Below are 24,179 nucleotides of genomic sequence, written 5' to 3'. Positions count from 1 at the left end.
GGCCGGGGAGACCTATTTCAGTGATTCCCGAGCGTGGCGGTGGCCAAACCGGGAAAGTCTGTAATCAGGCTGTCGACGCCGAAATCAGCGAGCCTGCGCATCAACGCAGGTTCGTTGACTGTCCACACCGACACATGCAGGCCCTGACGCTGTGCTTTCTGCAGGCGCTCCGGGGTACACAGTGTCCAGTTCAATGCCAGAATCTCACCGCCATAACTCTGCGCGACTTTCAGCGGGTCGAGCCACGCGTATTCAGCCACCAGCCCGCGCGAGATGTCCGGGGTCAAGTCAAGAGCGGCGCGCAGTACCTCGCGGGAGCTGGAGGTGATGGTGACCTTGTCCAGCAGACCATGGCGCTGAACCATTTCCCGAATCGCCAGCACGGTGTTGGCGGCGCGGGTGCGTGACGCGCTTTTGACTTCCAGTTGCCAGTGCTCGAAATCACACTGCTCGAACAGCTCCTCAAGGCGCGGAATCGGGCAGGGCGAAACCCAGCCAGGGCCGCCCTTGCGCGCATCATAGGTCACCAGGTCGGCGGCCGCATGCTCGTTGACTTTACCGCGCCGGTCGGTGGTGCGCTTGAGGGTCGGGTCGTGGATGACCATCAGCTCGCCATCCAGAGAAAGATGCAGGTCCAGTTCGCAACGGCGCACGCCATGCTTGAGACATTCCTGGAAACTGACCAGGGTGTTTTCCGGTGCTTCGCCCTTGGCGCCGCGGTGGCCGTAAATAAGGGTCACGTGTACTCCTGGCCTGAAAGGCGCCGACTGCTGATGTGAAATTAACGTATCCGGAGCTTAATTCCCGGATGGCTGACCTTGCTCCAGCGCCTGACGCCGATGTTGAGCCTGACGCTGCAACACGTGGCGCGCGAGCAATTGACGCTGGGCATCCGGCAGATTGACGAACTCGGTGTTGATCTCGAAACTGCCGTCCGCCAGCGCCTCGCACTGGCTCACTCGGGCGCGCAGCATCAACCCGGCTGCCTGAGGCATCAGCACCATTTTGATCGACAGCTGTTCGCCCGTTGCAAAACCTTGTTGCGAATTGAATTGAATCCCGCCTTCGGACAGTTTTACCGGCTGAGGAGCGCCCAGTTTGCCCAGCGCAGTGTGCGCGACAACTTCGCCCAGCAGGTCGATGCGCTTGCTCAGCGACTTGAGAAAACTGTTCAGCACCCGGTCGCGCTCATCGAGTTGCCGCATCAAATGCTGCGATTCGAACTCGCTGACGTGCAGTTCGCTGAGCAGGTCGAACAGCGTCGAGGTGTCCTGCATGGCGTCCTGACTTGCCTGGTCGGCGGAAGACAAGGGGTTAATTTCCAGTGCGACGCTGTCGTCGATACGGTAGTATTCGCGGCGTCCTGCTTCATCTAATGTCGACATGGCGAACCCAAGCTAGCGGCGGTGGTCAGAGAGTTTCGAGTGTAAAGCTGCACGTCAAGGCCCGCCACACGGACGTCCTCATTCCTGCGAACAAAATCCTACATGTTCAGACCTCTTTTTGTATTTATCGGCACGCGCTACACCCGTGCGAAGCGACGCAATCACTTTGTTTCCTTCATCTCCCTCACGTCCATGATCGGCCTGGCCCTTGGCGTGGTGGTGATGATAGTCGTGTTATCGGTCATGAACGGCTTCGATCACGAGATGCGCACCCGCGTCCTCGGCATGGTACCCCATGCCACCATCGAATCCGCCGACCCGATCACCGACTGGCGTGGCCTGGGCGCGAAGGTCCAGGAAAACCCGCAGGTACTGGCGGTTGCGCCATTCACCCAAATGCAGGGTTTGCTGACCCACGACGGCAAGGTCCAGAAGGTGCTGCTTAACGGTATCGACCCGGTCGAGGAGCGCAAGGTGTCGATCATCGACCACTTTATCAAGCAGGGCCAGCTCGACAGCCTGACCCCCGGCAGCTTCGGCATCATGATCGGCGACAAGGCCGCGGCCAAGCTGGGCGTTGGTATCGGCGACAAGCTGACCTTCGTCGCCCCTGAGGTGACGGTCACGCCCGCCGGGATGTTCCCGCGCATGAAGCGTTTCGAAGTGACCGGTATCTTTCATGTTGGCGCTGGCGAGATCGACGGCTTTCTCGGGTTGACCAACCTTGACGACCTGGGCCGTCTGCACCGTTGGAAGCCGAATCAGGTGCAGGGTCTGCGCCTGAAATTCGATGACCTGTTCGCAGCGCCACGCACGTCGTGGGAAATCGCCCAGAAACTGGGCGAGAACAACTTCTACTCCCGCGACTGGACGCGTACCCACGGCAACCTCTATCAGGCCATCCGCATGGAAAAAGCCATGATCGGTCTGTTGTTGCTGCTGATTGTGGCGGTTGCGGCGTTCAACATCATTTCCACGCTGGTCATGGTGGTCAACGACAAGAAGGGCGACATCGCCATTCTGCGCACGCTGGGCGCTACACCACGGCAGATCATGGCGATCTTCATGGTGCAGGGCACGGTGATAGGCGTGGTCGGTACGCTGATCGGCGCGGCGCTGGGCATTCTGGCGGCGCTCAATGTCAGTGCTGCCATCTCGATGCTCGAAGGGCTGATCGGCCACAAGTTTCTCAATGCCGATGTCTATTTCATTGATTACCTGCCTTCGCAACTGATGGCCCAGGACGTGTTCCAGGTCTGCGGTGCGGCGTTGGTCTTGAGTTTCCTCGCCACCCTGTATCCCGCCTGGCGTGCTGCGCGCACCCAGCCGGCGGAGGCGTTACGTTATGAGTGAGTCGGGCATGTCTGATAAAGCTGTATTGAGTTGCCGCAACCTGGGTAAATCCTACGAGGAAGGCCCGGAATCGGTCGTGGTGTTGTCCGGTCTGCAACTGGAGCTGCATCCGGGTGAGCGGGTCGCAATCGTCGGGACTTCCGGTTCGGGTAAAAGCACCTTGCTGAACCTGTTGGGCGGGCTGGACACGCCCTCCGAAGGCAGTGTCTGGCTGGCCGGCGAAGAATTGTCGGCGCTCGGTGAAAAAGCCCGTGGCCTGCTGCGCAATCGGGCACTGGGTTTCGTCTACCAGTTCCACCACCTGCTGCCTGAGTTCACCGCGCTGGAAAACGTCTGCATGCCGCTGCTGATTGGTCGCACCGCGATTCCCGAGGCGCGTCAGCGTGCTACGGCGTTGCTCGAGCGTGTCGGTCTTGGTCATCGTCTGGCGCACAAGCCTTCGGAGTTGTCGGGCGGCGAGCGTCAGCGCGTTGCCATCGCCCGTGCGTTGGTCAATCAGCCGGGCCTGGTAATGCTCGACGAGCCTACCGGCAACCTCGACCACCACACCGCGCAGGGTATTCAGGACCTGATGCGCGAGCTGAGCACCTCGTCGCGCACGGCGTTTCTGGTGGTGACTCATGACATGGGGCTTGCCCGGCAGATGGACCGCGTCCTGCGTCTGGAAGGCGGTCGCCTCGTCGAGGCCTGATTGACCCTGCCCGGCGCAGTTCATCGCGCCGGGTTCTACGTTTTCATACGTGTTTATTTCTACGGTGCTTCGCGAATGTTCAGACCGTTACCCATTTTCATCGGCATGCGCTATACCCGCGCCAAACGCCGCAAAAGCTTCATCTCGTTCATTTCGATGACCTCGATGATCGGGCTGGCACTCGGCGTGCTGGCCATGATCGTGGTGCTGTCGGTCATGAACGGCTTCCAGCGCGAAATGAGTTCACGGATTCTGGGCATGGTGCCGCATGCAGTGATCGCGGGTGCTACGCCGGTGGACGACTGGAAACCGCTGGCCGCCGCCGCCCTGAAAAACCCGGAAGTCACCGCTGCCGTGCCGTTTACCGACATGGAAGGCATGCTGTCCTACAAGGGCTCGATGCAGCCGATCCAGATCAGCGGCGTTGACCCGGCGTTGGAGCACGAAGTTTCCATCGTCACTCAACACATCACCCGCGGCAGCCTTGCAGACCTCAAGCCAGGCGAGTTCGGTGTGGTGCTGGGTGATCTCACCGCGCGGCGTTTTCGCCTGACGATCGGCGACAAACTGACCCTGATCGTGCCGGAAGTCAGCAGAGCACCGGGCGGCATCACGCCGCGCCTGCAACGCCTGACCGTGGTCGGCATCTTCAAGGTCGGCGCAGAGCTGGATGGTTCGATGGGGCTGATCAACATCGCCGACGCCGCGCAGATGCAGCGCTGGCAGCCCGATCAGGTGCAGGGTGTGCGTCTGGCGCTCAAGGACCTGTACAAGGCGCCGCAGGTGTCCACCGCCATTGCCGCCGAGCTGGGCACTGGCTATCACGCCGATGACTGGACCCATACGCAAGGCAGCCTGTTCAGTGCGATGAAAATGGAAAAGACCATGATCGGTCTGTTGTTGCTGATGATCGTCGCTGTCGCAGCGTTCAACATCATTGCCACGCTGATCATGGTGGTCAATGACAAGGGCGCCGACATTGCGATCCTGCGCACCATTGGCGCCACGCCTCGGCAGATCATGGCCATCTTCATGGTGCAGGGCACGGTGATCGGCATTGTCGGCACGTTGATCGGCGGCGTTCTCGGCATCATTGCTGCCTTGAACGTCAGCAGTCTGGTGGGCTGGATCGAGCGGGTCAGCGGCCAGCACATTTTCAGCTCCGACGTGTATTTCATCAGCAACCTGCCTTCCGAGTTACAGGGCGGCGATGTACTGCTGATCTGCAGCGCTGGCTTTATCCTGAGCTTCCTGGCCACCGTTTACCCGGCCTGGCGTGCGGCGCAAATCGAGCCGGCGCATGCGCTGCGTTATGAGTAATCAGGCATATTGCGCCTAGCGATGGCGTGCGGGCCGAGGTGGATTTTTCGCTGAAAGCCCGCAGCAAACCCTATAGACTCGCCGCGTTAATTCTCGATCCAGGTATCGCCATGCATCCCGCAGCCGAACACTCGCCGCTGGGCAAATCCAGTGAATACATCGCCACCTATACGCCGTCCCTGTTGTTCCCGATCCCGCGCGCCGCAAAATGGGCCGAACTCGGGCTGACCGCGCAGACGCTGCCGTACAAAGGTGTCGATTTCTGGAATTGCTACGAGCTGTCCTGGCTGTTGCCGTCGGGCAAGCCGGTGGTGGCGATTGCCGAGTTCAGCATTCCGGCCGATTCGCCGAACATCATCGAATCGAAGTCTTTCAAGCTGTACCTCAACTCCCTGAACCAGACCGCCTTCGATGGCGTGGCGCTGGTGCAGGCGACGCTCGAAAAGGACTTGTCAGCGGCCGCCGGCAAGCCGGTGGGCGTGCGTATTCGCAGCCTGGCGGACATCGAAGGGGAGGGGGTCGCGGCTTTGCCGGGTGTTTGCATCGACGACCTTGAAATCACCGTCAGCAGCTATGACCGGCCGCAGCCTGAATTGCTGCGCTGTGACGGGTCGCGCGTGGTTGAAGAGAGCGTGCACACTCATTTGCTCAAATCCAACTGCCCGGTCACCAGCCAGCCTGACTGGGGCAGCGTGGTGGTCGACTATCGCGGCGCAGCGCTGGATCACGCCAGCCTGCTGGCGTATATCGTCAGCTTTCGCCAGCACTCGGATTTTCATGAGCAGTGTGTGGAAAGGATCTTTCTCGACCTGCAGCGTCTGCTCAAACCAGAGAAACTGACGGTCTACGCCCGCTACGTGCGCCGTGGTGGCCTGGATATCAATCCGTACCGCAGCACTGAAGTACTTAGCGTGGATAATCGCAGGTTGGCTCGGCAGTAGGCTCAACTTCTGTGCCCATGCTCAGCGTTGGCAGGGCTTTCAAGACGATGTGGGCTGATCATCGCCCTCTTTGAGAGCGACGGGGCGGCGGTCCGCCTTAGTCGCGAAGGCGGACTAGCTGATCAACAGTCCCAGCGACTGCGCCAACCTCGCCATACACCTAGCCCCTGTGGGAGCGAGCTTGCTCGCGAAGGTCGACTAACTGATCAGTAATCTCAGCGACTGCGCTGGCCTCTTCGTGAGCAAGCGAAGCGTCGCCCGGCTCACTCCCACAAATACTAGCCCGATCAAATCCCGATATTGCCCAGCGTCTGCACGATGCTGCGCAGCGTACCGGCAATACCCGGATGCTCCAGCTCAAAACGCTCGACGGCCAGATTCACGCCATCGGCAAGGCTGCTGTCCTGCTCGTGAGTCGCTTGTTCCAGCTGGATTTTAGTTTCAATTTGTTGCATGAGTTCGTGCAGGTTTTCGCGCTCGGACTCCGACAGCGGCGGGTTATGCTCAAGTTGCTCGCGCAGCGTATCGAGTTGTTCTTGAAGTTCGCGGGCAGGCATGGAGTGCTCCTTGATTGATAAGTCTGTGTCATGGACTTCGCCACTTGGCGAAAGGTCCGTCATGACCCAAGACTAATCCAGTAATCATCCCGCTGCATATGTATCAAGGCTTTTCACCTTTGCTGCGCCGCAGGGCGATATCGGCCAGACACGACTCCAGCTCGCCCAGATGATCAATGACCGAGTGCACGCCCAGCGCGTAGAGCTTGAGCGTTGCCTGCGCACGTCGCTGCTCGCGTTTCGCGTCGCTGAGCGCTTGCCATTGTGCCGGAGACAGTCCGCAAAGCGGCCCGCACGAGGCCAGGCCGATGGTCCATAGCCCGGCGTTCAAGCCGGACTGCAGCAGGCGCGGGTCGCCGCTGATCAGCACGCAGCCGTCCAGTTGCGGGACGTTGAGCGCCATCAGTGCCATCCAGCAGGCATCCGGTGCAGGCCATTTCGCGGCTGGACGAGGGGCGCAGACTATCCAGTCATCCAGCGGTGCGGCGAGGGGAGCGCTGACGGTTTCAGGCAGCTCTTCCAGCCAGGCGCAGGGTTGCCCCTGAGCACGCAGGGTTTTCAGTATTTCCAGCGCACCCGGTGTCGGCTGAAGGTGTTCCGGCCCCGGGCGTTCGACCGTTCCGGCCTGTGCGCCAAAATCCACCAGGCAGCCGCTAAGGCCGAAAAGCAGGGCGGGGAAAGTCGGCAAAGGCGTAAGGACCGGCGCGAGCATGGGCAAATCTCTGAAATACCCAGCACGCTACTGCGCTTGTGTGACAGTTGGATGACGGCGTGATGACCAGGTTTATCCGCATTGCTTTGCCGACAGACCTGCCTTATTCGCGACAGAAGGCTTTATACTCCCGGACTTAGCGTGTGGGGCGTTGCACCCGCGTCATTATTTCGATATCTCGATCAGGAGTGTCAGCTATGCCCTTGACCGGTGCAGGCTTTATCAAACGTTTGGCGCAACTTTCTCTGTGCGCAGGCATTGCGCTGGTCCCGGTGGCCGTTCAGGCTGCTGAAGACGATCCGTGGGAAGGCATCAACCGTTCCATCTTCAGCTTCAACGACACCCTCGACACTTACACGCTCAAGCCGCTGGCCAAGGGTTATCAGTACATCGCCCCGCAATTCGTTGAAGACGGCATACACAACTTCTTCAACAACATCGGCGACGTCGGCAACCTGGCCAACAACGTGCTGCAGGCCAAGCCTGCAGCCGCCGGCGTCGACACCGCACGCATGATCTTCAACACCACGTTCGGCTTGCTGGGTTTCATCGACGTAGGCACCCGCATGGGCCTGCAACGCAACGATGAAGACTTCGGTCAGACATTGGGCTACTGGGGCGTGCCAAGCGGCCCGTTCGTGGTCCTTCCGCTGCTGGGGCCGAGCACCGTGCGTGATGCTTTCGCCAAGTACCCGGACACCTACACCTCGCCCTACCGTTACATCGATCATGTTCCGACTCGTAACACCGCGCTGGGTGTCAATCTGGTCGATACACGTGCCAGCCTGTTGTCCGCAGAGCGCATGGTCAGCGGTGATCGTTACACGTTCATCCGTAACGCCTATTTGCAAAACCGTGAGTTCAAGGTCAAGGATGGCAAGGTCGAAGACGATTTTTAATCGACACGTTGAATGCGCGTGATAAAACCAATAAAGGCGACCTCGGGTCGCCTTTATTATTTTGTATATTTGTGAACCCGTTCCGTTTCACATCAGCTCATCGAGACGATGGACAGCCCCAGTTTTTGCCCGCCACCTTCTTCATCACTGACCCAGACAACCTCGGTTTCTGCCTCAAGACCCTTGAGCGCCTGATGATCGGAATCGATCCGCACGCTGAGTTTGTCGCCCACCTGAAAGGAGCGAGGGGCCTGAACCTGCATGCCCGAGCTGGAAAGATCAATGCACACGGCAGGAATGACCTGACCGGCGTGAATCAGATTGACGTCTGCGTCGACGCGCATGCGGATGTAATCCCGTTTTTCCTCGTAGTCGCGATCAGTTCGACTCATGTTCAGTCCCTTCGTTTTAGTTGCTGATTAATCAGTTCTTATAACTCCCGGTGATTTGAGATGTAAAGAGCACGAAGTGAGGGGCGGAGCATGCTTGAAACACCCGTCGGATGGGAGTACCGTCTGCGCCTTGAAGGGCACCTCTGAACATGACGCACACACAGTGTTGCGGGCGTGAAATTGCAGAGAGGCTAGAAGCGAATCCAGTAAGCGGGTTCCGGTGATTCCGGGCCGCCTACGCCAACCTTATCTGGCGCCGTTTGCCCACATGCCAAAAACCAGTGCCACGCTGCTGATTATCGATGACGACGAAGTAGTGCGCGCGAGCCTCGCCGCCTATTTGGAAGACAGTGGCTTCAGCGTCCTCCAGGCCAGCAATGGCTTGCAGGGAATACAGATATTCGAGCAGGAAAAGCCCGATCTGGTGGTGTGCGACTTGCGCATGCCGCAGATGGGTGGACTTGAACTGATTCGTCAGGTGACCGCCAGTGCTCCGCAGACCCCGGTAATTGTTGTTTCCGGGGCCGGCGTGATGAGCGATGCGGTGGAAGCGCTGCGTCTGGGCGCCGCCGATTACCTGATCAAACCCCTTGAAGATCTGGCGGTGCTCGAACATTCAGTGCGTCGCGCTCTGGACAGGGCGCGTCTGCTCAACGAAAACCAGGTCTACCGCGAGAAGCTGGAAAAAGCCAATCGCGAGCTTGAAGCCAGCCTGCACCTGTTGCAGGAAGATCAGGACGCGGGTCGGCAAGTGCAGATGAATATGCTGCCGATCACCCCTTGGTCTATCGCCGAGAGCCAGTTCGCTCATCAGATCATTCCCTCATTGTACCTGTCCGGTGACTTCGTCGATTATTTTCGGGTCGACGAACGGCGCGTTGCCTTCTATCTCGCCGATGTCTCAGGGCATGGAGCGTCTTCGGCGTTCATCACCGTGCTGCTGAAGTTCATGACCACCCGCCTGCTGTTCGAATCGAAGCGCGGTGGAACGCTGCCCGAGTTCAAACCGTCGGACGTACTTGGACACATCAACCGTGGCCTGATCAGTTGCAAACTGGGCAAGCATGTCACTATGGTGGGCGGGGTGATCGACGAAGAGTCGGGCACGCTGACCTACGCCGTTGGCGGCCATCTGCCACTGCCGGTGCTGTACACCGAGGGGCAGGCGCGTTACCTGGAAGGCCGTGGGCTGCCGGTCGGCTTGTTCAACGAAGCGACCTATCAGGATCACGAAGTGGAACTGCCGGCGTCCTTCAGTCTGACCATGTTGTCTGATGGCATACTGGACTTGCTGCCCGGTGATACACTCAAAGAAAAAGAAGCCGTGCTTCCCGAGTTGGTGAAGACGGCTGGCGGCAGCCTGGAAGGCTTGCAGCGGGTTTTTGAATTGGCAACGCTAGGGGAGATGCCGGATGATATCGCCTTGTTAGTGTTAAGCAGGAATCTTGAATGAGTACCGGTAGAATCCAGTTCGCCGAGCAGGAAGGCACCTTCGTTCTGAAGTTCGTGGGTGAAGTGCGGTTGACGCTGTGTTCGGCCCTGGATGCGACTATCGAGCGAATCTTCACGGCGTTGAATTTCTCCGCGGTGGTGATCGACCTGACCGAGACGCGCAGCATCGACAGCACGACATTGGGCCTGCTGGCCAAGTTGTCGATCCTGTCACGTCAGAAAGTGGGCCTGCTGCCGACCCTGGTGACCACCCATGAAGACATCACGCGGCTGCTGCAGTCCATGGGCTTCGATCAGGTGTTCAACATCGTTGACCGGCCTCTGCCGCGCCCTGAGTCCCTGACCGACCTGCCGTCGCAGGATCAGTGTGAAGAAGTGGTGAAGGCCAAGGTGCTTGAAGCGCACAAGATCCTCATGGGCCTGAACGACTCCAACCGTGAAGCGTTTCATGACCTGGTCAACGCGCTCGAAGGGCAACGCTAGGCGAACCTTCTCCCGCACCAAATCGCAGACAGCAAAAAGGGCGGCACCCGCGAGGGTGCCGCCCTTTAGTGTTTTCAGAGTTTGTCGGAGAGCAATGCTTCCAGCTTTTCCTGATCGCGAGCGAACTGACGAATGCCTTCGGCCAGTTTTTCGGTGGCCATGGCGTCTTCGTTGGAATCCCAGCGGAACTGGCTTTCGGTCAGGTTCTTGACCGCAGCCGGACGTTTCTCGCCTGCGTTATCCGGGGTAAGTTTACGCTCCAGCGTGCCGGTGTCTTGGTCCAGTTGCTTGAGCAGATCGGTGCTGATGGTCAGGCGGTCACAACCGGCCAGTTGTTCGATCTGGTTCAGGTTGCGGAAGCTGGCACCCATTACGACGGTCTTGAAGTCGTTGGCCTTGTAGTAATTGTAAATGCGCGTTACCGACTGCACGCCCGGATCTTCAGCACCGGTGTAATCGGTGCCCGTCGACTTTTTGTACCAGTCGTAGATGCGGCCCACGAATGGCGAGATCAGGAATACGCCCGCTTCGGCACATGCGACAGCCTGAGCGAAGGAAAACAACAACGTCAGGTTGGTCTGGATGCCTTGCTTCTCAAGGTGCTCGGCGGCGCGGATGCCTTCCCAGGTCGCGGCCAGTTTGATAAGCACCCGGTCGCGGCTGACGCCCGCCTGGTCGTACAGACCGATCAAACGCTCGCTGCGTTGAATCAGCGCATCTTTGTCAAAAGACAGCCGGGCGTCCACTTCAGTGGATACGCGACCTGGTACAACCTTGAGAATCTCCTGACCGATGGCAACCGCAAAGCGGTCACAGGCCAGTCCGATGTCGCCGTTGCTGCCGCTGAAGGCTTCTCTGAGCATCGGCTTGTTGCCTTCGCTCGATGCCGCTTTGAGCAGCAGGGAAGGGTTGGTCGTGGCGTCCTGCGGCTTGAGGCTTTCGATGGCGCCAAAATCGCCGGTGTCAGCAACGACGGTGGTGAATTTCTTGAGTTGATCCAGCTTGGAAGTCATGAGCGTGCTCTGTCCTGTGCGGTTGGATGACATTACCCGAGCGCTGCCGCCCACTCAAGGCCGCAGAACACAATGCCTGCGGATGGAGGGCGTCGAGGGTCGGCATAGTCGTGAAAACCCTGTCTAGACTGTTTTGGAGCCCATGGCAGACTGCTTGTTCCCTCGATCTTTATTTTGCTCCTCCAGAGGTTACAAACAGGCGCAGCAATCTCGAATGCACATGGCGGCTGGCGCAGCGAATCTGGCGTTGGCTGGAACATTACGGTAAAGATGCAGCTTCAATAAGCGATGACTGAAGGAACCAGCATGCATCCACAACGCGCGTCCCTTACCGCTGCAATCGGCTTTTCCCTGCTTTCTCTGAGTGCCATGGCGACGAGTGCCATGGCCGCCGATTTGCCGGCCGATCAGTTGCTGAAGCAGGCACAGGCTGAACAACCGTCCTATCTCGCAACGGTCAGGCAATTGGTGGATGTCGACACCGGGACCGGTCAGGCGCCCGGTTTGAAAGTCATCAGCGCGCTGCTGGTCGAACGTCTCAAAGCACTGGGTGCCGAGGTCACGACCACGCCTGCCGAGCCGTCTGCCGGCGACAATATCGTTGGCACGTTCAAAGGCAGTGGTACGCAATCCTTCCTGCTGATGGTCCACTACGACACCGTCTTCGGCCCCGGTACCGCCGCAAAGCGTCCGTTCAGGCTCGACAGCGAACGCGCTTACGGCCCCGGTGTCGCCGACGCCAAAGGCGGGGTAGCGATGATTCTGCATTCGCTGAAACTGCTGCAGGATCAGAAGTTCAAAGCGTTCGGCACGCTTACGGTGTTGTTCAATCCGGATGAGGAAACCGGCTCCAGCGGCTCGAAAAAAGTCATCGCCGAACTGGCTCGCCAACACGATTACGTCTTTTCCTACGAGCCGCCTGACAAGGATGCCGTCACCGTCGCCACCAACGGCATCAACGGCCTGATCCTCGACGTCAAAGGCAAATCATCTCACGCCGGCTCGGCACCCGAAGCAGGGCGCAACGCTGCCATCGAGCTCGCGCACCAGATGCTGCAACTCAAGGACCTCGGCGATGCGGGCAAAGGCACGACAGTGAACTGGACGCTCATCAAAGGCGGCGAGAAGCGCAACATCATTCCGTCCAGCGCCTCGGCTGAAGCGGACATGCGCTATTCCGACCTGAGTGAGAGTGACCGCGTGCTGGCAGATGGGCAGCGAATCGTGAAGAACACGCTCATCGATGGCACTGAAGTGACGTTGCGCATTGAGAAGGGCCGTCCACCGCTGGCAAAAAACCCGGGTTCGGAGCAGTTGGCAAAAACCGCGCAGGCACTTTACGGAAAAATCGACCGCAGCATCGAACCCATCGCCATGCGCTTCGGCACCGACGCGGGTTATGCCTATGTGCCCGGCAGCGCCAGCCCCGCGGTACTGGAAACAATGGGGGGCGTGGGTGCCGGTTTGCACGCCGATGACGAGTACATCGAGCTGTCGAGCATCGCGCCCAGGCTCTACCTGACCGTTGCGCTGATCATGCAGTTGTCGCGAGCTGATTCGGCGCCTTAGACAAATCCTGCTCAGACTGAAGCCCGCCATTGGTCGAGAGGCGGACTTCGGGATTGACTGCAAGTCTGAGAAACGATTAACTGTATATGCATACAGTTAATCATAAAAGGCTCACCGCATGAGTGTCACATTCCTTGGCCCGTTGTCGGCAGAGGGCATCAAGCTCCCGTTCATTTCCATGGCCTCCACCGGCTCGCAGTCGCCTGTCGTGGAAAAACACGTCTCGATCGCCGAGCTTTGTGAGGTCCGTGAGCCGCACGCTTACCTGGCCAGGATCGACGACGAGGGCATGCGTGGGGTTGGCATGTGCCTGGGTGACATGCTGGTGGTTGACCGCAGCCAGTACGCCGAGCATGGCGACATCGTTGTCGCGTCACTCAACGCCCGGCAGATCTGTCGGCGCCTGTACATGCGTGGCGAGTTCGCGGTTCTGCAGTCCGAAAACAGTGACTACCCCTCGCTGCAGGTGACCGATAACGATGACCTGATCATCCTCGGCGTGGTGACCTACAGCATGAAAAACCTGCTGGACGGTCGAAACGCCCGGAGCGAATAATAGTTGACCAGCTATGACTCAGCCTTGCATTACACCCCCTTGCATGGTCTGCTGCTGGCCATCTTGGCTTCACTGGAGAATTGACCCCATGCAGGAACGAATCGACCAATTGCGGCTTGCCAAAGCGCTTCAGGGAGACGTCAGTGATCTGGTCAGAGCGCTCGACGCGGCCAGCACGCGGGCAGATGTAGAAGCAGAGGCCGCGCTGCAAATCGAATACATCCACGGACTTGAAACCACCAGAAAGCTGCGTGCTGCCGACGCCGAAGCGCTTTACATCATATTTGACGATGCGGTTCAGGCGCGTTTGCAAGCGCTGGCCGAATAGCTCAGGCACCGTCTTTCTGCTTCGTTTCGCACCGTCGATGCCAGTACCGCCTGCAAGGCGACAGTCGTCATCTGCCTGAGCGAATTTAGTCCGCACTTCCTGCCAACAATGTGATCCAAAAAAACACCCAGCCGTTCTCTCCGCCGGGATAAGTGCTTGACTTGCACCCGGAAGACGCCATTTGCTGATTATTCAAAGGATCAGGTTGCTATGCGGTTATCGGGCTTCATCCTCGAAAATATCGAACCCATCGTGCAGGACTGGACCGATTTCGCCCGCACGATGACCACGTCTGGCGAGCCTCTGGATACCCGTGAGCTTAGGGATCATGCCGAGCAGATGCTTCGGGCCATCGCCGCGGACTTGCAAACCGATCAATCCTCGCAGGAACAGGTCGACAAATCACAGGGACAGGTTGAGTCGCAAGAAGATACAGCCGCGAAAACCCATGCGATTACACGATTGATGTCCGGCTTCACCATTGATCAGGTCGTTTCCGAGTTCCGGGCGTTACGCGCCAGTGTGATCAAACAGTGGATGCTAAACGAGACCGCTGACACGCAATTACGCATGGAAGACATGATCAGGTTCAACGAAGCCATCGATCAGGCGCTCGCGGAATCCATCTCCAGCTACACCGGGGCGGTTCAGGCTTCGCGCAACATCTTCCTCGGCATCCTCGGGCACGATCTGCGCACCCCGCTGAGCGCGATCCTGTTGGGCGCCGATGTCCTGTTGCGCACCAGCGACCTGGGCGCGCGACCGACCAAAGTGGCTTCAAGAATTTACTCCAGCGTAAAGCGCGCCAGTCAAATCGTGGGCGACCTGCTGGACTTCACACGCTCACAGATCGGCCCCGGCATCCCGATGAAAAGGACCGAGATTGATATCCAGCACATCTGCGCGCGCATCGTCGACGAGTCGCGCACGGTCAATCCCGAGGCCGACATCCGCCTGACGTCCAGCGAACAGGTCATCGGCAACTTTGACGGTGATCGACTGGAGCAAGTGTTTTCCAACCTCATCGGCAACGCAATCCAGCACGGCAACAGCCGCGATCCTGTGGAAGTCACCCTCGCAGCGTCCGGCGGCACCCTGCAGTTCACCGTTCACAACACCGGCAGCCCGATCCCTGAAGACGTCCTCCCGTTCATCTTCAACCCGATGGGACGCTACTCCCCCGAACAAATCACCGACAATGGCCCGTATTCAAGCCTGGGACTTGGCCTGTTCATAGTGGCCAAGATAGTTGATGCGCATGGCGGGCGGATTGAAGTGACATCGAAAGCAGAGCAGGGGACGACGTTTGCGGTGTTTATTCCGTTGAAGGGGGAGTGAAGGGTGCTTATAGCTTTGGGTACGGAGAGCCATGATCAGGCCCATATTGCCATGACCGGTATATCGCTGGACCTCCCGGAAGACCTTTCCAACTCTCTTACTGACCTCGCCAAAAAAAGGGCAAAGCGCGAGCTTTATGGCGATGGATGTTCTTCGTGATTACATCGAGCACGAAAAGACGCTGATCGCGCAGATCGAGCACGCGGTGAAGCAAGCTCACGAAGGCAGTTTCGCTAGCGATGAGTAGGCGCGGCGATGCGCGCCCGGCGCCTTAGCCAGAATGCGGATTGAATGGCTGGCAAAAGCATTCAAGAATCTGGAAGACGAAGCTAATTACATTGCGCTGGAAAACCCCAAGGCAGCTGATGACGTTCGGATGCTATTTTTGCGAGCCGATATAAAGCCGATTTGAGCGCATTCGATTTTATTACCATCCATAACGGCTTCGACCAGCCAACATGGTTGCATCACCAGGCACAATGCTAGACTAACGCGATATTTCCCTCCGAGTTACCGACGCTAATGTCATCCGCAACCCCTGATAAAACGACCTCTTTCTCCCGCCGTTTCTCCGTCGCCCCGATGATGGACTGGACTGACCACCATTGTCGCTACTTCATGCGACTGCTCTCGAAGCACGCATTGCTGTACACCGAGATGGTCACTACCGGTGCCTTGCTCCACGGCGACCGTGAGCGGTTCTTGCGTCACGACGACACCGAGCATCCGCTCGCGTTGCAGTTGGGCGGGAGCACGGCTGCGGATCTGGCGGCCTGTGCGCGGCTGGCTGAAGAAGCGGGCTACGACGAAGTCAATCTGAACGTCGGTTGTCCGAGTGACCGGGTGCAGAACAATATGATCGGCGCGTGCCTGATGGCGCATCCGGAGTTGGTCGCTGATTGTGTGAAGGCCATGCGCGATGCGGTCGGTATTCCGGTCACGGTCAAGCACCGGATCGGTATCAATGGCCGTGACAGTTATGCCGAGCTGTGTGATTTCGTCGGCAAAGTGCAGGAGGCGGGTTGCCAGAGTTTTACGGTGCATGCGCGCATCGCGATTCTCGAGGGGTTGTCTCCCAAGGAGAACCGCGATATCCCGCCGCTGCGCTATGACGTGGTTGCGCAGTTGAAGACTGACTTTCCCGAGCTGGAAATCGTCCTCAACGGCGGTATCAAGACGCTTGAGCAGTGCAGTGAGCATTTGCAGACGTTCGATGGTGTGATGCTGGGGCGTGAGGCTTATCACAATCCGTATTTGCTGGCCCATGTGGACCAGCAGTTGTTCGGCAGCACTGCGCCGGTCATCAGCCGTTACGATGCGTTGGAGTCGATGCGGCCGTACATTGCGGCGCACATTGTCAGCGGTGGCAACATGCACCATGTCACCCGGCATATGCTCGGTCTGGGCCTGGGTTTCCCCGGCGCGCGGCGCTTCCGTCAGTTGCTGTCGGTCGATATCCACAAGGCGGAGAATCCGATGCTGTTGCTGGATCAGGCGGCGGCGTTTCTGCAAGGGCATTGATCGCGCGTGCAGGCGGCTGCTCTGGATCAAAAGAGGCGCTTTTTCCACTAGCCGCGCCGCAGCGCTCGGGCTATGTTGTGCGCATAACCCAACAAGGAAAACGCCCATGCACAAAGTTCTGGTTCCTTTCGACGGCTCCGAGCACGCCATGCGTGCCCTGGGCTATGTCATCGAGCTGTCTGGCGACCTCAACAAGCCGCTTGAAGTGCATGTGCTGAACGTGCAGGCCAGCCCCATCGACTACAGCCTTTATCTGGCTCCCGACATGATCGATGGCGTGAAGGCCGGTCTGACCAATGAAGGCAAGCGGGTACTGGATGACGCGGTAGCGTTGCTGACTGCCGCTGGCGTGCCGTTTCAGGCCCATGTCGATCTGGGCAACGTGGCCGAGCAGGTCGAGGCCGAAGTTCAGCGGCTCGGCTGCGACGCTGTGGTGATGGGCACTCGCGGGCTGGGCAACTTTGGCGGCCTGTTGCTGGGCTCGGTGGCCACGCGAGTGATTCACGAAGTGTCGGTGCCCGTCACCCTCATCAAGTAACGTCTGTTCTCATTGCTGCGCAGGCACGCGTGTCTGGCGCAGCAACTCGATGTTCTCCGGTGGCAGCAGCTTGCGCAGGGATTTGTACAGTGCGCGGGTTTCCAGCAGGTTCCAGATTCGCAGCATGGTTTCCAGCGCATCCAGCGGCTTGCTGATGAAGTCCCGTGCGCCCAGTGCCAAGGCGCGTAGACGCGTGTCGCGGGTTGCGTCGGCGGTCAGGACCATGATGGGTAGATAATCATTGGCCGGAATACGGCGGTTGAGCTGTTCCAGCACCGCGAAACCGTCGAACTCGGGCATGTGCAGATCCAGCACGACCAGATCCGGCTCGAAGCTGTTGAACAGGTCCAGCGTGCGCAACGGTTCGGTGCTGCTCAGCACATTGGTCAGCCCTTCACGGGCCAGTAGCTGTTCCATCAGATCAAGATTGGGCCGCTGGTCGTCAATGATCAGAATGCGGAAGTCTCCGGTCATAGGGGCTCCGGTAAGTATTGGTCGAGGAGGGCGAGGAACACGGGCACCTGGATAGGTTTGGTCAGAATGGCCGTTGCACCGGCCGCTTTCAGCTCGCGCTGGGTGCTGTCGCTGGCGTCGGCGGTGATCATCAGCACCGGCGTGTTGGCTGTCGCCGGCAAGCGTCTCAGGCGCTGTAACACTTCCAGGCCTTGAAGGTCCGGCAGGTTGAGGTCGAGCAGGATCAGTTGTGGCGCATGCTGGCGGGCCAGATCCAGCCCCAACTGGCCCTGCATGCTCGACAGCAACTGGATGCCCGGTCGGCGCTGCAGCAGGGTTTCAATGAGTGCCATGCTCGACAGGTTGTCTTCGACGCAGAGCAGTTTGCCGTGCCAGACCGGAGATGCAGGGACGCGGGGCGCAGGCAGCAGGTCGGGTTGGCGTTGTGGCGGCAGGGCGCCTTGCTGCACCTGCATGACCGGCAGTTCCAGCGTAAACCGGCTGCCTTCGCCTGGTACGCTGTGTACAGACAGTGTGCCGTGCATCATTTCCAGCATGCTCTTGCTCAGCGCCAGCCCCAGCCCGGTGCCTTCTACGCTTGGGTCAGCGTTCAATCGCTCGAACGGTTTGAATAACTGATCGATAAGCTCTGGCGCAATTCCGTGGCCGCTGTCCACCACGCTGACGGCGACCCGTTCTGCCGATTGCTCGACTTCGATCCGCACCTGACCGTTGGGCCGGTTGTACTTGATGGCGTTGGAGAGCAGATTCAACAACACCTGAATCAGACGCTGGCGGTCGGCAACCACACCCAGTTCATCCGGCAGTTGCGGCAGCCTCTGCAACTCGATGTTGCCGTCAGCGGCCATCGGTGAAACCAGCACCAGTGCTTCCTGGAGCACGTTCGACAGCGGCACCGGTTCCAGGCTGAGGGAAATGTGCCCGGCCTCGATTCTGGCGATGTCGAGCACTTCGTTGATCAGTTTCAGCAGGTGTTGACCGGCGCGCAGAATATGGCCGACTTGCGGGCGCTGGCTGGCCGGAGAATCCATTTCCAGCAATTGGGCGAAGCCCAGAATGGAGTTCAGCGGGGTGCGCAGCTCATGGCTCATGCGCGACAGAAATTCACTTTTCGCCCGGCTGGCACGCTCGGCTTCTTCGCGCGCAGTGCCCAGAGCGATTTCCGCCACGCGGCGATCACTGATGTCCCGGGTGATCTTGGAAAAGCCGCGCAGCTGGTCATTGCTGTCGTATTGCGCCGTGATCACCACGCTGGCCCAGAAACGACTGCCATCCTTGCGCCGCCGCCAGCTCTCTTCGGTATACCGACCGTTGACCGTGGCTTCGTGCAGCGCCATATCCGGGTGTTGCGGACATTCCTGTGGCAGATAGAAAACAGAGAAATGCTGACCGATGATTTCCTGTTCGGTGTAACCCTTGATGCGCTCGGCACCCGCGTTCCAGGTGATGACATAACCATTGCGGTCCAGCGCGAAGATGCCGTAATCCTTCACGCCTTCAATGATCAGGCGCAGACGCTCCTCGTTGTCGCGCAACGCGCGTTCGCGTTCGGCCAGTAATTGACCGGCTTCAACCAGACGGGTGCCGAGCTGGCCGATTTCGTCCTTTTCCGGGGGTTGCGGTAACAAAGGATGACCGAGGGCCAGGCGCTGGGCGTTGCGTTGCACCTGATGAACCCTGGCCACAATGCCCTTGGAGAGCATGAGCACAGCAAGAATGGCACCGATGATGCCGCAGGCGGCTGCCAGCAGGGTGGACCACAACAAGCGCTGACGGGTGGCCGCCGCTGCTTCCGTACGTTCTGCGAGCAGCGCGTCCTCGCGCTCGCGCATCACGCCGATCCGCTCGCGCAACTGGTCGAGAACGTATTTGTTTTCGACCAGAATGGCGGCAACGGTTTCGTGATCTTCCCTGCTCATCAAGCGTAGCTTTTCCAGGCCGTCAACCTTGGTGCGAATCAGCGGTTCGATGGATTTCAGGTGCTCGCGCATCTGCTGATCACGGATGTTGGCATCGAGCCGCACCAGCGCCGCGTCGATCAGCGGTTGCGCGTTGATGTAGCCGGGCAGGAAGTCTTCCTGGTGGGTCAGCAGGTAACCACGCACGCTGGCCGCGCCTTCGGCGATCTGGGTATGAAGCGTCTGAATGTCGCCTTGAACGAGCAGTACGCGGCGCACGTCTTCTTCGGCCTGCGCGGTCTGGCGTTCGGCGATGTAGATGAGCACCAGCGAAAACATCAACATCGCCAGCGGCAGAGAAATCGCCACCAGCGCCTTGCCGCGTAACGGCAGGTCTTCCCAGCGGCTGCTGCCGATAACGGTCATCGCTATTCGCTCGCCGACTGGCTCACCAGACCCAATGCCACACCGCGCACTGCGGCCTGAGTGCGGTCCGAGGCGCCCAGTTTGCCGATGACCTTTTCCACGTGCGCCTTGGCGGTGCCGGTGGTGATGCCGAGTTTCTCGCCGATTTCCCGGTTGCTGAAGCCGCCCGCGACCAGCCCGAGTACCTGGCGTTCGCGCGGGGTCAAGGCTTCCGGTGCGCTTGCGCCGCTGGTGTTGCGCTCGGTCATGCGCCGCAGCAGGCGTGCGCTCACCGCGCTGTTGAGGGCTTCTTCGCCACGTGCCACACGTTGCAGGCCGGCGATCACTTCATCGCGGCTCGCGTCCTTGAGCAGATAACCGACTGCGCCCGCACTGATGGCGGCTTCCAGGTGGTCGGTGCTGTCGTCCATGGTGAAAATCACCACTTTGAGGTGCGGCATGCGTTGCTGAAGAATTCGCGCAGCGCCCAGGCCGTTGAGCACCGGCATGCGGATATCGAGAATTGCGATGTCCGGTTGCAGTTGCTGGCACAGGTCGATGGCTTGCTGGCCGTCTGCGGCCTGGCCGACTACTTCGAATTCCGGGTGGCCCGCCAGCAGCGAGACGAACCCGGTGCGGGTGACCTCATGGTCGTCGGCCAGAACCAGTCGCACGGTTTCAGTCATGTGAGTGCCTTGTCTGCATTGAAGGGGACGATGGCGCGCAGCCGGGTGCCGCTACCGGGACGGCTGACGCAGGTCAGGCGGCCACCCAGCAGGCTGGCGCGTTCCTGCATGGCAACCAGGCCCAGTTTCTGAACGCCACTGCTGTCAGGCCGTTTCTCGGTGATGAAGCCACGGCCGTTATCTTGCAGCCTGAGTGAAAGGTTGCCGTCACTCAGTTCCAGCGCCAATTCTACGCAACTGGCGTTGGCGTGTTTGAGCACATTGTTGATGCCTTCCTGAGCGATGCGAAACAGTGCGATCTCCAGGTGACTGGGCAGGCGCACCAGCGAGCGCGAGGCCCATTGCACGACGATTCCGGCTTCACGCAGGCGATCGGCTTCTTTGTCGACGGCCTGCCACAGCCCGAAGTCATCCAGCACGGCCGGACGCAGGCCGCTGATCAGTTGCCGTCCTTCGCCAACGCAATGCTGCGCCAGTTTGAGGATGGCTTGCAGATCGGCGTTCAGCGGTTCAGGCAGCTCCGGGCAGCGACCGGCAAAACCCTGCAAGCGCTGGTGCAGACCGGCAAGGGGCTGGGCCAGGCCGTCATGCAGGTCGTAGGCGACGCGTTTGCGTTCGTCTTCCTGCGCCGTGAACAGTTGGCGAACCAGCTGTGACATGGTTCGTTCGCGGGCCACCAGCGCGTCGAGCAGGCGATTGTTTTCCAGGTGCGCAGCGAGCAGGGTGGCGAGCAGTTGCAGCGACTCGATGTCTTCATTGTCGGGCGCGCTGATGGCGACGCTGTTGGCCAGCAACAGCGTACCGAACGAGCCGTCCTCAGCACCGCGCAACGGCAGCAGCAGCACGCAAGGCATGTCGGTGCCGGGCCGCTCCAGCCATTGCGGGCCGATAGCCAGCGGGTCGGCCGTCGTTTCAAGGGTGTTCAGGCGTTCTTCACCGCCGTGGCTGGCGGTTTTCTGCACGCCGCCGTCCGCTTCCCATTCGAGCAGCAGACCATGATCCATGGCCACGAACGCGCAAGCGCGTTGCAACACGCGCTGGCGCATGGCTGCGGGCGGTAACTGGGTCAGTTCCTGACCGGTATCGACCAGCAGCCGAAGCCGCGCCGCACGACTTTGCGACTGACGATAATGATTACGAATGGCCAGCGCGCTTGCCGGATCGTGTGGTGGGCTTTGCATAAGGACTCCAGCGAGGGTGGATGGCCGCGCGGGCGCAACACGGGTGCAACAGAAGTGACGCCATTAGAACTGTATCAGGTGTTAAAGCCCATCTGCCGATCGGCAGATGCAGATAACCCCGGTTGGCCGATGGCGGGGCGGGGCGGGGCGGGCAAAGTAGCCCTCACTGAATCCCTGAACAGATCCCCGTAGGAGAATAGCGATGAAAACCAAATTGACCGCCCTGGCCCTGATGCTGGCTGTGACTGCCCCGATGGTTCAGGCTGCTGCCGAACCGTCCGGCTACACCTACCGCATGGTGGCCGAGACGCCAAACAACGTGAACGATAAAGAAATCGCCGGTCTGTTCGACCGCTGGAACAAGGCCCTGCAGACCGGCAACTCGCAGACCGTAGCGTCGTTGTACACGCCAGACGCGGTCCTGCAGCCCACGGTTTCCAACAAGGTGCGCGCCACTCCGGCAGAGATCAAGGACTACTTCGATCACTTCCTGGCCCTCAAGCCGATTGGCGAGATCAACTACCGCGAGATCCGTCGCTTGGGCCCTGACGCCGCTGCGGACAATGGCGTCTACACCTTCACCCTGACGGCGCCGGATGGCAAGAAAACCAAGGTACAGGCACGTTATTCGTTCCTCTACCACCGCATTGGCAACGAGTGGAAGATTCTCAACCACCACTCCTCGGCAATGCCGGAAGTGCAGCCTGAGTATCAGGTCAGCCGCTGATCCAGCGTCTGTAAAGGCCGAAACGAAAAATCCGGAGCCATTGCTCCGGATTTTTTTCGTCTGCCTTGTTCGCCCCCGTCAGGCTTCAGCTCCAGTGCCATTGACCTTGCGGCAATGAATCAACGCGTCGCGGATCATGAAGTTGACCAGCGTCGGCGACACGCCTAGTTCCTTGGCGATGTCCTTCTGTGGCACGCCATGCAGGCGATACATCTCGAGCGCATAACGGGTGCGCGGTGGCAGTTCACTCAGGGCATCGGCAATTTTCTCCAGGCTGGAGAAGTTGATGTGCGAAGTTTCTGGCGATGCACCCTGAATCACCACATTCAGCCCCTCGGCCTCGGGGCCGGTGTATTTCTGTTCCAGTGCCTGCTTGCGGTAATGATCGATGGCCAGGTTGCGCACGATCTGAAACAGATAGCTGAGCTGCGCCTTGAAGGTCAGTGTGGCCTGCGGCGCTGAACGCAATCTGAAGAACGCATCCTGCACGATGTCCTCGGCACGCGACCGACAGCCAACAATGCGCGCCGCGATCTTGACCAGCAGCAAGTAGTTGTCGACGAATGCCTGGAGTAAGGGTGAGTCGCACTTGCCTGTGAATACGTGTTCCGTCATGGAATTCACCTTGCTACAAAGTCTATTGGGGGGGGAGGGCTGCGGGAGGAGCAGCGCCGTCACATGGGGCAACAAATTAGCCTTAATGATAATTATTGTCAAATGCGAAAGTAAATCAGCGCACTTTAAAAGTGCAGGCTTGCCTGCCGCGCGCCCGCAATGGGCACCCTCACTAATTATTTGCAGACGTCATCCGTTCTCATTGGTGACAGGCCCGACCGTGGTTGCGGCCAGGGAATACCTCAGGAGAACCCCATGCGTCTCGATCACGCGCCTCGCCGCTTTTACATCCGCGCCACCAGACGGACGGTTCTGCCATGAATCCGTCTGTGAGCCTGACGCTGTTCTGCCTGCCTTTCTCTGGCGCGAGCGCGATGCTCTACAGCCCTTGGCGTCGCAAAGTGCCCGAGTGGCTGAACGTGCGCCCGCTTGAGCTTCCCGGTCGCGGCATGCGCATGGACGAAGTGTTGCAAACCGACATCGTGCGACTGGCCAACCAGTTGGCCGACGAAATCAGCGTCGAGCTGGACAAACCCTATGCCTTGTTCGGCCACAGCCTGGGCGGTTTGCTGGCCTTCGAACTGGCGCATGTTTTGCGCGAACGCGGGCTGCCTGCGCCGCTGGCACTGTTTGCGTCGGCCACTGCCGGCCCGGTGCGCCGCGATGTCAGCGAATACGCCGTCGCCAAGACCGACGAACAACTGATCGCCCGACTGCGCACACTCAAGGGCACCAGCGAAAACATCATCGCCAATCAAGAGCTGATGCAGTTGATGCTACCGATCCTGCGCGCCGACTTTCTGCTCTGCGGCAGCTTTGTGTACGGCCAGCGCGAACCATTGAGCGTGCCGATTCACGTCTTCGGCGGCAAACAGGACAGCGTCGGCGTCGAGGAGCTGCTCGACTGGCAGGAAGAAACCTGCACCGGCTTCTCGCTGGACATGTTCGAGGGTCATCACTTCTATCTGGTCGACGAGCAGGCGCAATTGCTTCGCCATCTGCGGCGCTATTCCGAGCAGCACTTGGCCCGTTGGCGCAACAGCGCGTCACGGCAGTTGAACCGGGCTGCCGGTTGACCGTTTAGGCCTCACGCGCGCCCGTTCCCCGATGCGCGCGTCTTTCTTGACATTCAGATCTTATCTGGC

At 59.6% G+C, this 24,179-nt stretch carries 26 protein-coding genes and 2 pseudogenes; 17 read left to right on the top strand and 11 right to left on the bottom strand.

What is annotated here, in order from left to right:
- Window positions 1-17: 17 nt before the first annotated feature.
- Together BLT55_RS12190 and BLT55_RS12185 are read right to left on the bottom strand one after the other, a co-directional pair.
- Window positions 18-740, bottom strand: coding sequence for a glycerophosphodiester phosphodiesterase (locus tag BLT55_RS12190; RefSeq protein WP_055001961.1), 723 nt, complete (start codon window positions 738-740; stop codon window positions 18-20).
- A 57-nt stretch (window positions 741-797) separates the two neighbouring features.
- The gene (locus tag BLT55_RS12185) at window positions 798-1,385 is read right to left on the bottom strand and encodes a PilZ domain-containing protein (protein ID WP_007252223.1); all 588 of its coding nucleotides are present in this window, start codon (window positions 1,383-1,385) and stop codon (window positions 798-800) included.
- 102 nt (window positions 1,386-1,487) lie between these two features.
- On the opposite strand from BLT55_RS12185, the gene BLT55_RS12180 reads away from it, so the two are divergent.
- The 4 genes from BLT55_RS12180 (at window position 1,488) to queF (ending at window position 5,690) form a co-directional block, all read left to right on the top strand.
- The gene (locus BLT55_RS12180) at window positions 1,488-2,738 is read left to right on the top strand and encodes a lipoprotein-releasing ABC transporter permease subunit (RefSeq protein ID WP_054080228.1); all 1,251 of its coding nucleotides are present in this window, start codon (window positions 1,488-1,490) and stop codon (window positions 2,736-2,738) included.
- A gap of 7 nt (window positions 2,739-2,745) precedes the next feature.
- The gene (gene lolD, locus BLT55_RS12175; protein ID WP_174518439.1) at window positions 2,746-3,429 is read left to right on the top strand and encodes a lipoprotein-releasing ABC transporter ATP-binding protein LolD; all 684 of its coding nucleotides are present in this window, start codon (window positions 2,746-2,748) and stop codon (window positions 3,427-3,429) included.
- Between the two features lie 75 nt (window positions 3,430-3,504).
- Window positions 3,505-4,749 (top strand): lipoprotein-releasing ABC transporter permease subunit, encoded by a 1,245-nt coding sequence (locus tag BLT55_RS12170; RefSeq protein ID WP_055001986.1) that lies wholly within the window; start codon window positions 3,505-3,507, stop codon window positions 4,747-4,749.
- A 110-nt stretch (window positions 4,750-4,859) separates the two neighbouring features.
- Window positions 4,860-5,690: an NADPH-dependent 7-cyano-7-deazaguanine reductase QueF gene (gene queF, locus BLT55_RS12165; protein ID WP_055001987.1), complete on the top strand. Its 831-nt coding sequence runs from the start codon at window positions 4,860-4,862 to the stop codon at window positions 5,688-5,690.
- Window positions 5,691-5,977: 287 nt separating this feature from the next.
- Here the strand turns inward: queF and BLT55_RS12160 are convergent, their stop codons facing one another.
- Window positions 5,978-6,247 carry a DUF4404 family protein gene (locus BLT55_RS12160; RefSeq protein ID WP_055001962.1) on the bottom strand — a complete coding sequence of 90 codons (270 nt, stop codon included), beginning with the start codon at window positions 6,245-6,247 and terminating at the stop codon, window positions 5,978-5,980.
- A 103-nt stretch (window positions 6,248-6,350) separates the two neighbouring features.
- The gene (gene pcrP / locus BLT55_RS12155) at window positions 6,351-6,959 is read right to left on the bottom strand and encodes an HAD superfamily inactivated hydrolase PcrP (RefSeq protein ID WP_055001963.1); all 609 of its coding nucleotides are present in this window, start codon (window positions 6,957-6,959) and stop codon (window positions 6,351-6,353) included.
- A gap of 197 nt (window positions 6,960-7,156) precedes the next feature.
- Between pcrP and BLT55_RS12150 the strand changes: the two genes are divergently transcribed.
- Entirely contained in the window at window positions 7,157-7,858 is a 702-nt protein-coding gene (locus BLT55_RS12150; RefSeq protein WP_055001964.1) for an MlaA family lipoprotein, read from the top strand.
- A 92-nt stretch (window positions 7,859-7,950) separates the two neighbouring features.
- Here BLT55_RS12150 and BLT55_RS12145 read toward each other — a convergent pair whose 3' ends face one another.
- Window positions 7,951-8,250, bottom strand: coding sequence for a PilZ domain-containing protein (locus BLT55_RS12145; protein ID WP_007253123.1), 300 nt, complete (start codon window positions 8,248-8,250; stop codon window positions 7,951-7,953).
- 268 nt (window positions 8,251-8,518) lie between these two features.
- Between BLT55_RS12145 and rssB the strand changes: the two genes are divergently transcribed.
- Window positions 8,519-9,703, top strand: a complete 1,185-nt coding sequence (rssB, locus tag BLT55_RS12140; protein ID WP_055001965.1) for a two-component system response regulator RssB — start codon at window positions 8,519-8,521, stop codon at window positions 9,701-9,703.
- Window positions 9,700-10,185, top strand: a complete 486-nt coding sequence (rssC, locus tag BLT55_RS12135) for an anti-sigma factor antagonist RssC (RefSeq protein WP_002552898.1) — start codon at window positions 9,700-9,702, stop codon at window positions 10,183-10,185. The genes rssB and rssC overlap by 4 nt, the downstream gene beginning before the upstream one ends.
- 74 nt (window positions 10,186-10,259) lie before the next feature.
- Here rssC and tal read toward each other — a convergent pair whose 3' ends face one another.
- Window positions 10,260-11,198: a transaldolase gene (gene tal / locus BLT55_RS12130; protein WP_055001966.1), complete on the bottom strand. Its 939-nt coding sequence runs from the start codon at window positions 11,196-11,198 to the stop codon at window positions 10,260-10,262.
- Between the two features lie 306 nt (window positions 11,199-11,504).
- Between tal and BLT55_RS12125 the strand changes: the two genes are divergently transcribed.
- The 8 genes and pseudogenes from BLT55_RS12125 (at window position 11,505) to BLT55_RS12090 (ending at window position 17,048) form a co-directional block, all read left to right on the top strand.
- Window positions 11,505-12,767, top strand: coding sequence for a M20/M25/M40 family metallo-hydrolase (locus BLT55_RS12125; RefSeq protein WP_055001988.1), 1,263 nt, complete (start codon window positions 11,505-11,507; stop codon window positions 12,765-12,767).
- 118 nt (window positions 12,768-12,885) lie between these two features.
- Window positions 12,886-13,323, top strand: a complete 438-nt coding sequence (locus BLT55_RS12120; RefSeq protein ID WP_055001967.1) for a LexA family protein — start codon at window positions 12,886-12,888, stop codon at window positions 13,321-13,323.
- Window positions 13,324-13,411: 88 nt separating this feature from the next.
- On the top strand, window positions 13,412-13,651 hold the full coding sequence (locus BLT55_RS12115; protein ID WP_042914284.1) for a hypothetical protein: 240 nt from the start codon (window positions 13,412-13,414) through the stop codon (window positions 13,649-13,651).
- Window positions 13,652-13,861: 210 nt separating this feature from the next.
- Entirely contained in the window at window positions 13,862-14,989 is a 1,128-nt protein-coding gene (locus BLT55_RS12110; protein ID WP_055001968.1) for a sensor histidine kinase, read from the top strand.
- A gap of 51 nt (window positions 14,990-15,040) precedes the next feature.
- Window positions 15,041-15,280 (top strand): annotated as a pseudogene (locus tag BLT55_RS12105) (CopG family ribbon-helix-helix protein).
- Window positions 15,270-15,382: pseudogene (locus tag BLT55_RS12100) on the top strand (type II toxin-antitoxin system RelE/ParE family toxin); the annotation flags it as partial. The pseudogenes BLT55_RS12105 and BLT55_RS12100, both read left to right, overlap by 11 nt.
- Before the next feature lie 129 nt (window positions 15,383-15,511).
- Window positions 15,512-16,510, top strand: coding sequence for a tRNA dihydrouridine(20/20a) synthase DusA (dusA, locus tag BLT55_RS12095; protein WP_055001969.1), 999 nt, complete (start codon window positions 15,512-15,514; stop codon window positions 16,508-16,510).
- A 106-nt stretch (window positions 16,511-16,616) separates the two neighbouring features.
- A complete protein-coding gene (locus tag BLT55_RS12090; RefSeq protein ID WP_007253115.1) occupies window positions 16,617-17,048 on the top strand; it encodes a universal stress protein in 432 nt (143 codons plus the stop codon).
- A gap of 9 nt (window positions 17,049-17,057) precedes the next feature.
- On the opposite strand, the gene BLT55_RS12085 is transcribed toward BLT55_RS12090, so the two are convergent.
- The 4 genes from BLT55_RS12085 to BLT55_RS12070 are packed head-to-tail and all read right to left on the bottom strand — an operon-like array spanning window position 17,058 to window position 21,692.
- Window positions 17,058-17,522: a response regulator gene (locus BLT55_RS12085; RefSeq protein ID WP_007253114.1), complete on the bottom strand. Its 465-nt coding sequence runs from the start codon at window positions 17,520-17,522 to the stop codon at window positions 17,058-17,060.
- On the bottom strand, window positions 17,519-19,846 hold the full coding sequence (locus tag BLT55_RS12080) for an ATP-binding protein (RefSeq protein ID WP_055001970.1): 2,328 nt from the start codon (window positions 19,844-19,846) through the stop codon (window positions 17,519-17,521). The genes BLT55_RS12085 and BLT55_RS12080 overlap by 4 nt, the downstream gene beginning before the upstream one ends.
- Before the next feature lie 2 nt (window positions 19,847-19,848).
- Entirely contained in the window at window positions 19,849-20,511 is a 663-nt protein-coding gene (locus BLT55_RS12075) for a response regulator (RefSeq protein WP_055001971.1), read from the bottom strand.
- Window positions 20,508-21,692 (bottom strand): sensor histidine kinase, encoded by a 1,185-nt coding sequence (locus BLT55_RS12070; RefSeq protein WP_055001972.1) that lies wholly within the window; start codon window positions 21,690-21,692, stop codon window positions 20,508-20,510. The genes BLT55_RS12075 and BLT55_RS12070 overlap by 4 nt, the downstream gene beginning before the upstream one ends.
- Window positions 21,693-21,894: 202 nt before the next feature.
- On the opposite strand from BLT55_RS12070, the gene BLT55_RS12065 reads away from it, so the two are divergent.
- A complete protein-coding gene (locus tag BLT55_RS12065; protein ID WP_007253110.1) occupies window positions 21,895-22,419 on the top strand; it encodes an SgcJ/EcaC family oxidoreductase in 525 nt (174 codons plus the stop codon).
- A gap of 78 nt (window positions 22,420-22,497) precedes the next feature.
- Here the strand turns inward: BLT55_RS12065 and BLT55_RS12060 are convergent, their stop codons facing one another.
- Window positions 22,498-23,034 carry an RNA polymerase factor sigma-70 gene (locus BLT55_RS12060; protein ID WP_055001973.1) on the bottom strand — a complete coding sequence of 179 codons (537 nt, stop codon included), beginning with the start codon at window positions 23,032-23,034 and terminating at the stop codon, window positions 22,498-22,500.
- A 317-nt stretch (window positions 23,035-23,351) separates the two neighbouring features.
- Here BLT55_RS12060 and BLT55_RS12055 point away from each other — a divergent pair, with 317 nt between their 5' ends.
- Complete coding sequence (locus BLT55_RS12055) at window positions 23,352-24,110, top strand: thioesterase II family protein (RefSeq protein WP_055001974.1); 759 nt, start codon at window positions 23,352-23,354, stop codon at window positions 24,108-24,110.
- The last annotated feature ends 69 nt before the right edge of the window (window positions 24,111-24,179 follow it).

It is taken from the genome of Pseudomonas cannabina (genome assembly GCF_900100365.1).
Taxonomy (GTDB): Bacteria; Pseudomonadota; Gammaproteobacteria; order Pseudomonadales; family Pseudomonadaceae; genus Aquipseudomonas; species Aquipseudomonas cannabina.
Note: the sequence above shows the minus strand (reverse complement) of the source record. Positions and strands in the feature narration are given on the sequence as shown.